Genomic DNA, 14,027 nt, shown 5'->3' on the forward strand with positions numbered 1-14,027 from the left:
TAGGCCAACGTTGGCCATCCACGACAATCTCTCGTGCCCCGGGCGCAGCGCAGCGCGACAGCGGTGCGCTGCTGAACCGGGGCCCATGTGAGCCGCGTTCTGGGTCCCGGCTCTGCGCCGCACCGCTACGCGCTGCGTCGCGTCCGGGACACGAGACCGGGCTATCCCGGCGCGGGGCCGTAATTGGTGAAATCGATCTTGAACATGCTGGGATCGAGCTTCTTGCCCGAATCCAGATTGTACACCGCGATCGTGGTGTCGTAGCCCTGCGGATCGGTGACGGTCCATTGCTTGAGCTGGCCGTCCTTGGCGCCGAACATCAGGAGAAGGCGGCTGGTGCCGACCAGGGCCTGCTTCTCCTCGATGGTGACGCTGACGAAGACGTCGTCGGCCGAGACGCCGACGACATTGGTGTCCTTCATCAGGTCGATGCGGTCGGACAGCAGGAAGCGCAGCGGCGTCTGCGAGAGCGGATAGACGTCCTGTGTCGCGAGCTTGCGGTCACGCACCACCAGCGACGAACCATCGGCGACGATGTCGATCGGGCTCGGCGCGTCATATTCGAAGCGCACCTTGCCGGGCTTCTGGATGTAGAAATCGCCCTGCGTCTTGCTGCCGTCGGGACCGACCTGGACGAAATTTCCGACCAGCGTCGACAGCGACGACAGATAGGCGCTGACCTTGGCCGCTTGCGCCTTCTGGTTGGCATCGAAGGTCTGGAAGATGCTGCTCGGCACGTTGCGGCGCGGATCCGGGATCACCGGATTCGGCGGCGCCTGCGTCGCGCCGGTGACAGCGGGTCCGCCGCCTCCGCTTTGAGCACCATCGCGGCCCTTCGGTGCGGGCTTCGGCACGGGAACGTTCTGCGCGAATGACGACGCGGTCACCATCGCGGCGGTGACGAGCAGCACGCTGGCCACGCGCGCGCCTCGCGCAGCGATGGTGGCAGCGAATCGAATGTCCGGATGTCTGATCAACGCGTCGTCCTGATGTGGCTGGCGCCTTTTTAGCGTGATTTCGGGCAAAAGCAGATAACGATTTCGCGTGAAATTCTGTTTTGAGGCTCCTCGCCTCACATATGGCTGTCTTCTTCCTCGACCAGAATCTCGCGCTTTCCGGCGTGGTTGGCCGGTCCGACGATGCCTTCCAGTTCCATCCGCTCCATCAGCGAGGCCGCGCGGTTGTAACCGATTTGCAGGCGGCGCTGGATGTAGCTGGTCGAGGCCTTGCGATCGCGTTTGACGATAGCAACGGCCTGCTGGAACAGATCGCCGCCGCCGTCGGCGCCCATGCCGCTGGCGTCGAACACGGCGCCGCCGTCCTCGTCCTCGGACGGCTCTTCCGCCGTGACCGCTTCGAGGTATTCCGGCTGGCCCTGGGTCTTGAGGTGGCGCACCACCTTCTCGACTTCCTCGTCGGAGGCAAAAGGTCCGTGCACGCGGCTGATGCGGCCGCCGCCGGCCATATAGAGCATGTCGCCCTGGCCGAGCAGCTGCTCGGCACCCATCTCGCCGAGGATGGTGCGGCTGTCGATCTTGGACGTGACCTGGAAGGCGATGCGGGTCGGGAAGTTCGCCTTGATGGTGCCGGTGATGACGTCCACCGACGGACGCTGCGTGGCGAGGATCACGTGCAGGCCGGCGGCGCGCGCCATCTGCGCGAGGCGCTGCACCGCGCCTTCGATGTCCTTGCCGGCGACCATCATCAGGTCGGCCATTTCGTCGACGATGATGACGATGTAGGGCAGCGGATCGAGCGAGAGTTTCTCTTCCTCGTAGATCGCCTTGCCGGTCTCCTTGTCGAAGCCGGTGTGAACCGTCCGCGTCGGCTCCTCGCCCTTGGCCTTCAGTTCGAGCAGACGCGTGTTGTAGCCGTCGATGTTGCGCACACCGAGCTTGGCCATGTTCTTGTAGCGCTCTTCCATCTCGCGCACGGCCCATTTCAGCGCGACCACCGCCTTCTTCGGGTCGGTCACGACGGGCGTGAGCAGATGCGGAATGCCGTCATAGACGGAGAGTTCGAGCATCTTCGGATCGACCATGATCAGGCGGCACTGGTCCGGGCGCAGCCGATAGACCAGGCTGAGGATCATGGTGTTGATGGCGACCGACTTGCCCGAGCCGGTGGTGCCGGCGATCAGCATGTGCGGCGTGCGCGCGAGGTCGATGATGACCGGATCGCCGCCGATGGTCTTGCCGAGGCAGAGCGGCAGCTTCGCCACCGTGTCGGTCGCTTCCTTCGCGATCAGCAGCTCGCGCAGATAGACCTTTTCGCGATGCGCGTTCGGCAGCTCGATGCCGATGGCGTTGCGGCCGGGTACGACCGCGACGCGCGCCGACAGCGCGCTCATCGAGCGCGCGATGTCGTCGGAAAGACCGATCACGCGCGATGACTTGATGCCGGGCGCCGGCTCGAGCTCGTACAGCGTGACCACGGGGCCGGGATTGGCCTTCACGATCTCGCCGCGCACGCCGAAATCCTGCAGCACACCTTCGAGCGAACGCGAATTGGCTTCCAGCTCGGCCTTGCTGAGCGGCTGGCGATCGCCTGCCTTGGGCGCGGCCAGCACGGAGACGGAGGGAAGCTCGAACTTGTCGGAGGACTTCTTGGCAGGGGCCTTCGGCGAAGCCTTCTTGCGCGGCGCGCGCGCGACGGGCTCCTCCTCTTCCTCCTCCTCGTCTTCCTCTTCCTCGTGCTGATCCTCGTCGTCCTCGTCTTCGTCCTCGGCGTGCGGCGAGATCGAGGGCGCGGCACGGCCGCCACCGAGATTCGGCTCCTGGCGGCTGAACGCGACGGCCTTGGTCTTCGGTCCGCTCGAGACCAGCGAGCGGTAGGCAGCGCCACACAGCCAGATCAGACGCGCCTTCGTGCTCATCAGCGCGTGGAACAACCAGCCCAGCGACACCGAGCCGCGATCGCTCTCCTCATCCTCGTCGAGCGGCTTGTCGTCGTCCTCGATCTCCGCAAGCTCGTCGTCATGCGCACGGGCGCCAAGCCCGCAGGCGATCAGGAAGGTTGCGGCCATCGCGGCAAACAGGATCGTGCCGAGCACGATGCGATAGATCGTGCCGGGCGGCCCGAAGATCACCGCGGGCGCGCGCACCAAGGCATCGCCGACCACGCCGCCAAGCCCGGTCGGCAGCGGCCATGCGCCGCCATGCGGCCAGCAGCTGACGAAACCCGCCGCGATCACCGTGCAGAGAACCCAGGAGCCGAGCCGCAGCGCTTCGCGGTCGAACGGCCGGTGCGTCATCATCCGCCAGCCCCAGACCGCGACGGTCAGCACCAGCATGATGGCGCCGAGCCCGAGGATCTGCATCGCAAGATCGGCGCCGATTGCGCCGGCATAGCCGAGGATATTTCGGATCGGCCGCGAGGTGGCGTGGCTGAGGCTGGGATCCTGCACCGACCAGGTGATCAGCGCGGCCGAGGCGATCCCCGCCAGCGCGATCAGGCCAAGGCCCGTGAGCTCGCGCATGCGCCGCGCCAGACCCTCACGGATCGATGGCGGCAGATGGCCAACCAGTGGAATGACACGTTCGATTGCCGACATGCTCATGGGCCCCGCCTAACCCAGAGTCTCGACCAGGCGATGCAGCGCCTGCGCCGTGGTCTCACCATCCTGAACTAGCGCGAGGCGAATATAGCCTGCGCCGGGATTGAATCCGTCAGGCTGCTGCCGCGCCAGGAAGCTGCCGGGCACCACCCGCACGCCTGCCTCCTTGAAAAGCCGGAGCGTCACGGAGACGTCGTCGCCGATGTCGGACGTATTGAGCCAGACGCAGAAGCCGGCATCGGGCCGACGATAGCTATAGCGATTGCCGATGATCTGGTCGGCGAGATCGAACTTGATCCGGTAGAGCCTGCGGTTCTCCTCGACATGCGCTTCATCGCCATAGGCGAAGGTCGCGACATGCTGGAGAGGCACCGGCACCTGGGGCGCTGCGATGTTGCGTAGCTCCAGGAACATGCCGATGAATTTCTTGTCGCCGGCAGCAAAGCCGACGCGCAGGCCCGGCAGGTTCGAGCGCTTCGACAGCGACTGGAACGCGGCCACGCGGGTAAAATCAGGGCCAGCACATTCGAGCGCGCTGCCCGGTGCCTCGCGCGTGTAGATCTCCGAATAGCACTCGTCGCTGAGGATCATGAAGCCGTAGCGATCGGCGAGGCTCTTCAGCCGCGTGAAGTAATCGCGTGAGGCGACTGAGCCCTGCGGATTGGCCGGAGAGGCCAGATAGAACGCCACGGTGCGCGCCAGCGTCGCCTCGTCGATGGCGTCGAGATCCGGCAGAAAACCGTTCTCGACGGTGGTCGGCAGATAGACCGGCTCGCAGGCGGCAGCCAGGGCGCCGGCGCCATACACCGGATAGAACGGGTTCGGCATCAGAATGGCGGGCTTGCCGGGGCGCGGGCCGACATAGCGCGCAGCCGCGATCGCGGCGAGGAACAGCCCCTCGCGGCTGCCATTGAGGACGAGAATCTCGCTCTTGGGGTCGAGCTGTCGCGGCAGCTTGAAGCGCGACGACATCCACTTGCTCGCAGCCTCGCGGAACGGGTCGGTGCCCTGATTCATCGGGTAGCGGCCGAAATCGGCGATGTGCTTGGCCAGCACCGGGCCGACAAAATCAGGCACGGGATGCTGCGGCTCACCGACGGCGAGCGAAATCAAAGGCTTGCCGGGCTGATGCGGCGCCAGCAACTCGTTCAGCCGGACGAATGGCGAGCGTCCGCCATCGGAGCTTCCACCGGCCTGCGGCGCGCGGGATGAAGCGGTCATGACCATTCTGGGCGCCAGTACTCTTGGAACGGCCGGTCGCAGCACGGCGCCGGCGGGAAACGGTTCAGTTCACCATAGATAGGGCGAGGTTAAGACGCGATTAACCATCGGCCGGCGGGTGCGTCCAGAGTGGGAAAAATGGGGCCGGATAACAACGGGATGCATGGGGGGCTGCGACCCGGGCCGTCGCTTCCGATCGGAAGCGAGGTCGCTCGTGCGATTGGGGCGAGGATATTTCGGCAGCGTCATGGCCGGGCCTGTCCCGGCCATCCACGACCTTCTTCCGGCCCCGCTTGAGAACGTGGATGCCCGGGACAAGCCCGGGCATGACGAACTTCGCGCGATCACGCTCTCAATGCCCCGGCAGCTTCTCGAACGTCTTCATGCCGGCCGGGATCGCGTGGAACTCCTGGCTGTCGCAGGTGTAGATCGCCATCTGCGGATGGAACTGGGCCGGATCGTCCAGCGTGCCGACCTTGAGGATCGCCGCTGGCAGGCCCGGGACCTTGGTCACCAGATGGGTGCCGCATTCGGCGCAGAACTCGCGCGTGACGGCGCGTTCGAGGTCCTTGCGGGTGAATTGCTTGGGCTGACCCTTGGTGTAGCCGAAGCCGGCCACCGGCATCGCGATGAAAGTGTTGGGCGCGCCGCCCGAGATGTACTGGCACTCGCGGCAATGACACTGGGCCTGCATCATCGGATCGCCCTCGGCCTTGTAGCGCACCGCGCCGCAATAGCATCCACCTTCCAAATGCATGACGTCCTCCCGATTGTCGTTCGTTGTGGTCGATATTTCTGCGCCGCGGGCGCGGAATGGCAATCTTTTTCTTCCCTCGCATCCGGCAAAAAGAAAGGGGCTCCAGCTTGCGCTGGAGCCCCTCAACGGTCAGGGCATTGCCGGGTATGTGCCCGGACCGTAGTTCTGGGCGCGATCCCCTGGGAGACCGCGCCCGGGAGGAGTTACATGTTGTAGGCGCGCTCGGTGTGCTCGGTGATGTCGAGACCTTCACGCTCGCTCTCGACATTGGTGCGCAGACCGACGATCACGTCGACGACCTTGTAGAGGATCGCCGAGCCGATGCCCGACCACACCAGCGTGGTGCCGACGCCCCAGATCTGGGACATCATCTGCGCTGCGAAGTCGTAATCGGCGACCTTTGGCGGGATCGCCGTGTAGTCGATGATGCCGGCGCCGCCGAGGGCGGGGTTGACGAGAATGCCGGTGCCGAGGGCGCCGACGATGCCGCCGACGCAGTGCACGCCGAACACATCGAGGCTGTCGTCATAGCCGAGCGCGTTCTTCACGACGGTGCAGAAGAACAGGCAGACCACGCCGACGATGAGACCGAGGACGATCGCACCCATCACGCCGGAGAAGCCGGCGGCAGGGGTGACAGCCACGAGACCCGCGACAGCGCCGGAGATGACGCCGAGCACGGAGGGGTGACCCTTGATGATCCACTCCGCGAACATCCACGACAGCGCGGCGGCTGCGGTGGCGACGAAGGAGTTGGTCATGGCAAGCGCAGCGCCGCCATTGGCTTCGAGGTTGGAGCCGGCGTTGAAGCCGAACCAGCCGACCCAGAGCAGCGAGGCGCCGATCATCGACATGGTCAGCGAGTGCGGAGCCATCAGCTCCTTGCCGTAACCGACGCGCTTGCCGATCAGCAGAGCGCCGACGAGGCCTGCGATGCCGGCGTTGATGTGCACCACGGTGCCGCCAGCGAAGTCGATCGCGCCCTTCTTGAAGATCCAGCCGGCGTCGGCGTTGATCTCGTCGAGCTTGGCCTGCGCCGCGGTCTTCGCCGCCGCGTCAGTGGCCGCGGCAAGAGCCTTGGCAGCGTCCTGGATCATGTCCGGGCCCGGCCAGTACCAGACCATGTGCGCGATCGGGAAGTAGATCAGCGTGACCCAGAGCGGGATGAACAGCGCGATCGCCGCGAACTTCATGCGCTCGGCGAATGCGCCGACGATGAGGGCGGGCGTGATCGCCGCGAAGGTCATCTGGAAGCACATATAGATGAGCTCCGAGATGTTGGCGTCGACCGAGAAGGTCGCGGCCTTCGAGTCGGTGGTGACGCCCATCATGAAGGCCTTGGAGAAGCCGCCGATGAAGTCGGAGCCGCCGGTGAAGGCGAGGCTGTAGCCGTACACGGCCCAGATCACGGTGACGACGCAGACGGTATAGAACACCTGCATCAGGACCGAGAGCATGTTCTTGGAGCGGACGAGACCGCCGTAGAACAGCGCGAGGCCGGGGATCGTCATCAACAGCACCAGCACTGTCGATGTCAGCATCCAGGCGTTGTCTCCCTTGTTGACCGTTGGCTCGGCGTAGGCTGCGGTCGCAGCGAACAGGCCGGCTGCGAGAGCCGCCAATCCCGCGCCATAGGGACGCTTGAACGTCATATTATTCACTCCTGATTGGATAAGGTTGAGCGCGAAATCAAAGGGCCGCGGCATCGGCCTCGCCGGTGCGGATACGCACTGCGTGGTCGAGGTTGATGACGAAGATCTTGCCGTCGCCGATCTGTCCGGTTTTCGCGGCGGACGTGATGGCGTCGATGGTCTTGTCGACCTGGTCGGAGGCGACAGCGACTTCGATCTTGATCTTGGGCAGGAAGCTCACGGCATATTCGGCGCCGCGATAGATTTCCGTATGGCCCTTCTGGCGGCCATATCCCTTGACTTCCGTGACCGTGAGACCGTGAACGCCGATGGCGGTCAGGGCGTCACGGACTTCTTCCAGCTTGAATGGCTTGATAATCGCCATAACAATTTTCATGGGTCCTATCCCCGCTTGGGCCCGGTCCGGACATGGCCGGGCGTTCTCGACTGGTTCGCCACGAGGGAGAAGTTCACTACGCGGGCACAGCCAGGACCCCTAGAATCAAATGCCGTGCCAGATCGGGCGCGTTGCCTAACGGACTATGAAAGCGGGGGTTTTCGCGTTCGGCTTGCATTGCGCTGCGGTGCGCCATTCCGTCGCGCTCAAAACCTGGTCAGCTCTGCTCAAAATGCGAGCACGACAGCCTGCCGACACAATGTTGCTCATGGGTCAGGCAGATTGGCGGTATATAATTACAGGCGAGCGAGGGCCGGGGTGGCCGCTGCTCACGGGATACGCGTCGGGCGGGCGGACAAATCTCCAAAGCGCTCCCGGCAGGACTTGGTGGCTTCGCGGCCGTCAAGCGGCGTCGCGCTCGGCAAAAACCCGATCGACCAGGCCCCATTCGACCCCCTGCTGGGCAGTCATGAAGTGGTCGCGGTCCAGGGTCCGCTCGACCTCCTCTTCCGAGCGCCCGCAATGCTGCGCATAGAGCCGGATGATGCGCCGCTTGGTCTCCTGCATCTCATTGGCATGGATCAGGATGTCAGAGGCCTGGCCCTGGAAGCCGCCGAGCGGCTGATGCACGTGAAGGCTGGCATTGGGCAAGGCTGCACGGTGGCCCGGCTCTCCGGCCATCAGCAGGAAGGAGCCCATCGAACGCGCCGTTCCCATGCACAGCGTATGAACCGGCGCCTTGATGAATTGCATGGTGTCGTACATCGCAAGGCCGGAGGTGACCACGCCGCCATAGGAATTGATGTAGAGATTGATGGGCCTGTTGGGATTCTCCGCCTCGAGAAACAGGAGTTGCGCGCAGACGAGGCCCGACATCGCATCATTGACCTCGCCATTGAGGAAGATGATGCGCTCGCGCAGCAGCCGCGAGTAGATGTCGAAGGATCGCTCGCCACGCGCTGATTGTTCGACGACCATAGGGACGAGCTGAAGCATGTCGCGCATCGGCGACCTCCATATCTGCAGGTGATGAGGTTTCTTTGGGCTAGGCCGCCGCGCGCATCAGGCGGCAATTGGTGTTGGCCGGCTGCGGCAGCGTCATTGCGACATCGCAGGCTTGCTGGATGATGTGCAGGCGGGTGCCGCCGTCCTCATGCGGCTCGATCCGGAAGATGACGTGGCTTTCGCGAAACGGCGGTTCGGAATCGCGAAGCCGGTAGCGCACCTCCTTGCCGGCGATCGATGATTCCGGCTCCGCCTGCGCCAGGTCGCGATCCGGCAGCCAGCGCTCGCGCAAGGCCGGAATGGTGACGGCGCGCCAGACCTTTGCCGGCGGCGCGTCGAAATCAAATTCGAGCACCAGGCTCGTCTCGGAGTGATCGGGCTTCACGAGGTCGCTCATTGATCCAGATCCTTATTGATCCATGTCCTTGAGGAGATCGGCGAGTGCTTCCATGCGCTTCGGCCAATAGGCGCGGTAGCGCGCAAGCCATGCCCCGATGGCGACGATTCCGTTCGGGTCGACTTCGTAATTCACAAAGCGGCCTTGCCGCTGCTCGCGCACGAGGCCGGCATTGCGCAGCACGGCGAGGTGCTGCGACATCGCGGGTTGGCTGATCTCAAGGCCGTCGCGCAAAGCGCTCGCATTCAGGCTTCCGCAAGCGAGCTTCTCAAAGACCTTGCGGCGCGTTGGGTCGGCCAGTGCCTTGAAGATGTCGGCTTCGATCATGACGATACATAAGCAGATGCTTATGTATCGCGCAAGCCCTTACTGCAAGCCTTACTGCAAGGCTTCGCCGTGCTGCGAAATATCCAGCCCCTCGAGCTCGTGCTCGCGGGACACGCGCAAGGGCACGAACAGGCCGACCAGCTTGAGCAGGATGAAGCTCACGCCCGCCGACCAGACGAAGGTGACGGCGACGCCGTAGAACTGGATCAGCAATTGCTGCGGGTGGCCCTCGATCAGGCCGGCGGTGCCGCCGATGGCGCTGGTCGCGAACACGCCGGCAAGCAGCGTTCCGGTCAGGCCGCCGATGCCGTGGACGCCGAAGACGTCGAGCGAATCGTCATAGTTGAAACGGTGCTTCAGCCAGGTGCAAGCCCAGTAGCAAACCGCACCGGCGATGATGCCGATGACGATGCCGTGCCACGGCGCCACGAAGCCGGAGGCCGGCGTGATGGTGCCGAGGCCTGCGACCGCACCGGAGATCATGCCGAGCACGGAGGGCTTGCGCCGCGTCGACCATTCGATCGCGCCCCAGGTCAGCGCGCCCGAGCAGGCGGCAAGATGCGTGGCGATGATCGCCATCACCGCGCGTGAATTGGCCGCGCCCGCCGAACCGCCGTTGAAGCCGAACCAGCCGACCCACAACAGGCCGGTGCCCATCACCGCGAGCGATAGGTCGAACGGCGAGAGATTTTCGGTGCCGTAGCCGTGGCGCCGCCCCATCACCTTCGCCGCAACGAGACCGCCGGTGCCGGCCGACAGATGCACCACGAGACCGCCGGCGAAATCCAGCACGCCCATGCTGTTGAGGAAGCCGCCGCCCCACACCCAATGTGCCAGCGGAATGTAGACGAAGATGAACCAGGCGACGGAGAACAGGAGATAGGCGGAGAACCGCATGCGGTCGGCGACCGAGCCCGCGACCAGCGCCACCGTGATGATGGCAAACGTCATCTGGTACAGCATGAACAGCGCTTCCGGGATGGTCTTCGCGGCCGGATTGACGCTGTCCATGGTCATGCCCGCGAGAAACCAGCGGTCGAGCGTGCCGATCCACGGGCCGTCGCCGACGAAGCACAGCGAATAGCCGAACGCGACCCAGAGGATGGAGATCATGGTCACGGCGGCAAGGCTTTGCGCCATGGTGGCGAGCACGTTCTTCTTGCGCACCATGCCGGAGTAGAACAGCGCGAGCCCCGGGATCGTCATCATCAGCACCAGCGCGGTGGCGACGATCATCCAGGCGGTGTCGGCCGTGTTGATCTCCCCTTCCGCGGCATGCGCCGGCGCGGCCATGACCAACGCAAATCCGATCGGCGCAGCCATCGCGGCTGCGCGGCGCAACAATCCCGCCATATCGTTCCCCCCGGCATCAATTGGCGTCGCACGATCCGGCATCGTTGCCCGGTGCGATCGAAGAAGATCAAGGCGTTTTCAAGCGAGGCGGATACTGCTTCGCGTGAAGAAAACGCGTCAAAGCAAAACTCTAGAGCGCGTCGCTGTCGGTTTCGCCGGTGCGGATGCGCAGCGCGTGGTCGATCGGCGTGACGAAGATCTTGCCGTCGCCGATCTGTCCGGTGCGCGCGGTCGCGGTGATCACGGCGACCGCCTTGTCGGCGACGTCGGAGGCGACCGCGATCTCGATGCGCAGCTTCGGCAGGAAGTTCACGACATATTCGGCGCCGCGATAGATCTCGGTGTGGCCTTTCTGGCGGCCATAGCCCTTCACCTCGGTCACGGTCATGCCGTGGACGCCGATCGACGTCAGGGCCTGGCGGACCTCATCGAGCTTGAATGGTTTGATGATCGCGACGACGAGCTTCATGGTCAGGCCTATTCCCCGGGATGCGCCGCGCCGTATGTCCCCGGCGCTGCGTCAATCTGGCATCTTTCCGGGCAAATGGCACAAAAAAGTTGCAGATTGAAGCGGAAAAACGTTTGGCCGAGGGCGGTCATGTGAATGGCCGCCTCTGTACAGGGCAACCGTTCATCCTTCACAATGCATTTTTGGTATGGATGCGGTGAACCCGCGCCTGCCATGCGGTACATAAGTATTTTGAGGGGACGCTTCATGGCGAGTTGGTTCTACGCATCCGAGGGCAAGCAGCAGGGGCCCTATCCGGAAGGGCAATTCCGCGACCTCATCTCCCAAGGCGTTGTCCGCCCGGATACACTGGTGTGGACCGAGGGCATGGCCGGCTGGCAGAAGGCCGTCGAAATTCCCGGCCTGGTCGGTGGTGGCGGCGCGCCGCCGATGATTCCGGCGGGCGGCCCGCCGATGATGGGCTCCGGCGGCTATGCCGGCGGGGGCGGCGGCGCAGGATCGCTGGCGGTCGATTTCGGCGTTCTCGACTTCACCTGGCGCACGCTCGTGCTCGTGATCGGCTCGTGCTTCGTCATCCCGGTGCCGTGGCTGTTCGTCTGGTACCTCAATTGGCTCGTGCCCTGCATCAAGGTGCCCGGGCGGCCCAATCTCAGCTTCACCGGCAGCGCGATGACGCTGGTGCCCTGGTTCTTCGGCTTCATCGTTCTCGCCATCGCGCTCGGCTTTGTCGGCAGCCAGATTCTGAGCAATTTGCTGTTCATCGTCCAGATCGTGCTCTACTGGCTGCTGATCAAATGGATGATCGCGAACCTCGCCTCCAACGGACAACCGCTCGGCTTGAGCTTCACCGGTACGGTGTGGGCGTATGTCGGCTGGAATCTGCTGTTCGCGATTTCCATCATCACCATCATCGGCTGGGCCTGGGTCGCTGCAGCCCAGATGCGCTGGTTCTGCCGCAGCATCGAGGGCACGCGGCGCGAGATCGTGTTCAAGGGCTCGGGTCTCGACATCCTCTGGCGCGGCATCGTCGCTGCGATCCTGTGCAGCCTGATCATCCCGATCCCGTGGGTGTATCGCTGGATCATGAACTGGTTCGCGTCGCAAACCGTCCTCGCGCCGCGCGGATCGCAGGCGGCCATGTGATGGCTGCCGGCTTTCGGTAGCGAGCAGACGAGATGTCGAATCGAATCTGGTTTCACGCATCCGAGGGCCAGCAGAAGGGGCCGTTTCCGGAGGCCCAGTTCCGTGATCTGATCGCGCGGGGAATCGTGCGATCAGACACGCTGGTCTGGACCGAGGGGATGGCGGGCTGGCAAAAGGCCGGCGCGGTCCCCGGTCTGGTGTCCGGCGCATCGCCGGCAGCGGCTTCGAGCGGCGGCGGGCAAGGCCGGTTGTCGGTGGACCTGCCACTGTGGTCGTTCCTGGGATGGTGCATCCTGCTGTTGATCGGCAACGCACTCGTGGTGCCGTCGCCCTGGACCGCGACCGGCTACTACCGCTGGCTGTTCCCGCGCATCCACGTTCCGCAGCGGCCTGACATCAGCTTCACCGGTCAGGTCGGCGATATCTGGTACGTCTTCATCGCGCTGGCGCTGGCCGGCTATGCGGGACTTATCGGCGACCTGTTCCAGATCGTGTCGATCCCGATCCAGGCCTTCCTGTCCTGGATGGTCATGCGCTGGGTTATCGCCAATGTCAGCTCGAACGGTCAGCCGATTCCGATGACGTTCAACGGCAGCCCCTGGGTCTTCGTCGGCTGGCAGGTGCTGATGTTTCTCTCCATGTTCACGATCGTCGGCTGGGCCTGGGTCATGGCTGCATGGATGCGCTGGATCTGCCGCAACATCGCGGGAACGCGGCGTGAGATAATCTTCGTCGGCACCGGCCTGCAACTGCTCTGGCGTACACTGGCATTCGCCTTCGGCTGTCTTCTGATCATCCCGATTCCGTGGCTGCTGCGCTGGTATTTCGCCTGGACCATGACGCAATTCGAGCTCGTCGAGCGTCCGGCGCTTCAGGCGTGAAGGGCCAGCTGCGGCGCGATCGCCTCCGCAACCCCGCGCATGTCGCGTGCAAGTGAGAGCGCGGTTGGGCGGTCGAGCTGGCTGCCGAGACCGACGGCCGCGATCGTATGCGAGATCGTTCCCTTCGCGTTGAGGACCGGGACGGCGACGATGGTCACGCCGGCGATGTAATTGCCGCGGTCGATGCTGAACCCCTGCTTGCGGACCTGATCGACTTCCTTGCGCCAGGCATCATAGGTCGGCGCATTGTGCCAGCGCAGCACGCGAAAGCGCTTCTCGATCTCCTTTTCCGGCTGGCCGCTGAAGGCGGCGACGCAGCGGCCCGTGGCGCTGATCAGTGCCGGAAATCGGCTGCCGATATCGACATGAAGCCGCACCGGCGCCTGGCTTCGCGCCAGCGCGACCACGATCATGTCGTCGAGATCGGGCACCTCGACGCCGATCGCCGTGACTCCGTAGCGGCTTGAAAGCTCATCGAGCTTCGGCCGCAGCAGGCTGGGAAAATCGGCATGCTCGAGCACGGCGCGCGCGAGCGGCAGCATACCGACGCCGAGACTGTAGCGCTTGGTTTGCGGATCGACCTGCAACAAATCTTCCGCCAGCAGCGCGCGCACGATGTGCAGCGCCGTGCTCGGCACGAGATCGAGAGTCTCCGCAATCGCCTTGAGAGTCTGCGGCGTGGCGCTGCGGCTGAGCAGGCGGAGGATGGCGACGGCACGCGTGACCGCAGGGACGGCGCGCACACGGGGTGATTTGGCATTCGGCATGATCGTATCGGTACAACAGCGGCCCGGGTGCAACAACACCATCCCGTCGAAACAGCGTCTGCGCAACCGTGCCGCTCGCTGACGAGCCGGGAAGAGAGGGCCAGTTTGCGGCAATTCTAATAA

The 14,027-nt window shown here is 64.4% G+C and carries 14 protein-coding genes; 2 read left to right on the plus strand and 12 right to left on the minus strand.

Annotated elements, in window-relative coordinates:
• Positions 1-161 precede the first annotated feature (161 nt).
• From QRQ56_RS14195 to QRQ56_RS14245, 11 genes are all read right to left on the minus strand, one after another.
• A complete protein-coding gene (locus tag QRQ56_RS14195; RefSeq protein ID WP_438740826.1) occupies positions 162-920 on the minus strand; it encodes an outer membrane lipoprotein carrier protein LolA in 759 nt (252 codons plus the stop codon).
• A 152-nt stretch (positions 921-1,072) separates the two neighbouring features.
• Entirely contained in the window at positions 1,073-3,559 is a 2,487-nt protein-coding gene (locus tag QRQ56_RS14200) for a DNA translocase FtsK (RefSeq protein ID WP_438740828.1), read from the minus strand.
• 9 nt (positions 3,560-3,568) lie between these two features.
• A complete protein-coding gene (locus QRQ56_RS14205; protein WP_438740830.1) occupies positions 3,569-4,783 on the minus strand; it encodes an aminotransferase class I/II-fold pyridoxal phosphate-dependent enzyme in 1,215 nt (404 codons plus the stop codon).
• A gap of 346 nt (positions 4,784-5,129) precedes the next feature.
• Positions 5,130-5,534 (minus strand): GFA family protein, encoded by a 405-nt coding sequence (locus tag QRQ56_RS14210; protein ID WP_438740832.1) that lies wholly within the window; start codon positions 5,532-5,534, stop codon positions 5,130-5,132.
• A 203-nt stretch (positions 5,535-5,737) separates the two neighbouring features.
• Positions 5,738-7,186: an ammonium transporter gene (locus QRQ56_RS14215; RefSeq protein WP_438740833.1), complete on the minus strand. Its 1,449-nt coding sequence runs from the start codon at positions 7,184-7,186 to the stop codon at positions 5,738-5,740.
• Positions 7,187-7,223: 37 nt separating this feature from the next.
• Complete coding sequence (locus tag QRQ56_RS14220; protein ID WP_008142813.1) at positions 7,224-7,562, minus strand: P-II family nitrogen regulator; 339 nt, start codon at positions 7,560-7,562, stop codon at positions 7,224-7,226.
• 402 nt (positions 7,563-7,964) lie between these two features.
• Positions 7,965-8,567 carry an ATP-dependent Clp protease proteolytic subunit gene (locus tag QRQ56_RS14225; protein WP_438740834.1) on the minus strand — a complete coding sequence of 201 codons (603 nt, stop codon included), beginning with the start codon at positions 8,565-8,567 and terminating at the stop codon, positions 7,965-7,967.
• A 40-nt stretch (positions 8,568-8,607) separates the two neighbouring features.
• Complete coding sequence (locus tag QRQ56_RS14230; protein ID WP_438740835.1) at positions 8,608-8,964, minus strand: SRPBCC family protein; 357 nt, start codon at positions 8,962-8,964, stop codon at positions 8,608-8,610.
• Between the two features lie 12 nt (positions 8,965-8,976).
• Positions 8,977-9,291, minus strand: a complete 315-nt coding sequence (locus QRQ56_RS14235; protein ID WP_438740837.1) for an ArsR/SmtB family transcription factor — start codon at positions 9,289-9,291, stop codon at positions 8,977-8,979.
• A 51-nt stretch (positions 9,292-9,342) separates the two neighbouring features.
• Complete coding sequence (locus QRQ56_RS14240; protein WP_438740839.1) at positions 9,343-10,644, minus strand: ammonium transporter; 1,302 nt, start codon at positions 10,642-10,644, stop codon at positions 9,343-9,345.
• A 130-nt stretch (positions 10,645-10,774) separates the two neighbouring features.
• Complete coding sequence (locus QRQ56_RS14245; RefSeq protein ID WP_142250739.1) at positions 10,775-11,113, minus strand: P-II family nitrogen regulator; 339 nt, start codon at positions 11,111-11,113, stop codon at positions 10,775-10,777.
• Between the two features lie 246 nt (positions 11,114-11,359).
• On the opposite strand from QRQ56_RS14245, the gene QRQ56_RS14250 reads away from it, so the two are divergent.
• Positions 11,360-12,256, plus strand: coding sequence for a DUF4339 domain-containing protein (locus QRQ56_RS14250; protein ID WP_438740842.1), 897 nt, complete (start codon positions 11,360-11,362; stop codon positions 12,254-12,256).
• Positions 12,257-12,288: 32 nt separating this feature from the next.
• Complete coding sequence (locus QRQ56_RS14255) at positions 12,289-13,137, plus strand: DUF4339 domain-containing protein (RefSeq protein WP_438740844.1); 849 nt, start codon at positions 12,289-12,291, stop codon at positions 13,135-13,137.
• Here QRQ56_RS14255 and QRQ56_RS14260 read toward each other — a convergent pair.
• On the minus strand, positions 13,128-13,904 hold the full coding sequence (locus QRQ56_RS14260; protein ID WP_438740846.1) for an IclR family transcriptional regulator: 777 nt from the start codon (positions 13,902-13,904) through the stop codon (positions 13,128-13,130). The genes QRQ56_RS14255 and QRQ56_RS14260 overlap by 10 nt on opposite strands.
• Positions 13,905-14,027: the final 123 nt, after the last annotated feature.

It is taken from the genome of Bradyrhizobium sp. U531, from assembly GCF_051710265.1.
Taxonomy (GTDB): domain Bacteria; phylum Pseudomonadota; class Alphaproteobacteria; order Rhizobiales; family Xanthobacteraceae; genus Bradyrhizobium.

Coding starts and splice junctions, on each gene's coding strand:
- QRQ56_RS14215 (WP_438740833.1), bottom strand. CDS start 7,186: ATGACGTTCAAGCGTCCCTATGGCGCGGGATTGGCGGCTCTCGCAGCC.
- QRQ56_RS14235 (WP_438740837.1), bottom strand. CDS start 9,291: ATGATCGAAGCCGACATCTTCAAGGCACTGGCCGACCCAACGCGCCGC.
- QRQ56_RS14260 (WP_438740846.1), bottom strand. CDS start 13,904: ATGCCGAATGCCAAATCACCCCGTGTGCGCGCCGTCCCTGCGGTCACG.
- QRQ56_RS14220 (WP_008142813.1), bottom strand. CDS start 7,562: ATGAAAATTGTTATGGCGATTATCAAGCCATTCAAGCTGGAAGAAGTC.
- QRQ56_RS14250 (WP_438740842.1), top strand. CDS start 11,360: ATGGCGAGTTGGTTCTACGCATCCGAGGGCAAGCAGCAGGGGCCCTAT.
- QRQ56_RS14210 (WP_438740832.1), bottom strand. CDS start 5,534: ATGCATTTGGAAGGTGGATGCTATTGCGGCGCGGTGCGCTACAAGGCC.
- QRQ56_RS14225 (WP_438740834.1), bottom strand. CDS start 8,567: ATGCGCGACATGCTTCAGCTCGTCCCTATGGTCGTCGAACAATCAGCG.
- QRQ56_RS14245 (WP_142250739.1), bottom strand. CDS start 11,113: ATGAAGCTCGTCGTCGCGATCATCAAACCATTCAAGCTCGATGAGGTC.
- QRQ56_RS14255 (WP_438740844.1), top strand. CDS start 12,289: ATGTCGAATCGAATCTGGTTTCACGCATCCGAGGGCCAGCAGAAGGGG.
- QRQ56_RS14230 (WP_438740835.1), bottom strand. CDS start 8,964: ATGAGCGACCTCGTGAAGCCCGATCACTCCGAGACGAGCCTGGTGCTC.
- QRQ56_RS14240 (WP_438740839.1), bottom strand. CDS start 10,644: ATGGCGGGATTGTTGCGCCGCGCAGCCGCGATGGCTGCGCCGATCGGA.
- QRQ56_RS14205 (WP_438740830.1), bottom strand. CDS start 4,783: ATGGTCATGACCGCTTCATCCCGCGCGCCGCAGGCCGGTGGAAGCTCC.
- QRQ56_RS14200 (WP_438740828.1), bottom strand. CDS start 3,559: ATGAGCATGTCGGCAATCGAACGTGTCATTCCACTGGTTGGCCATCTG.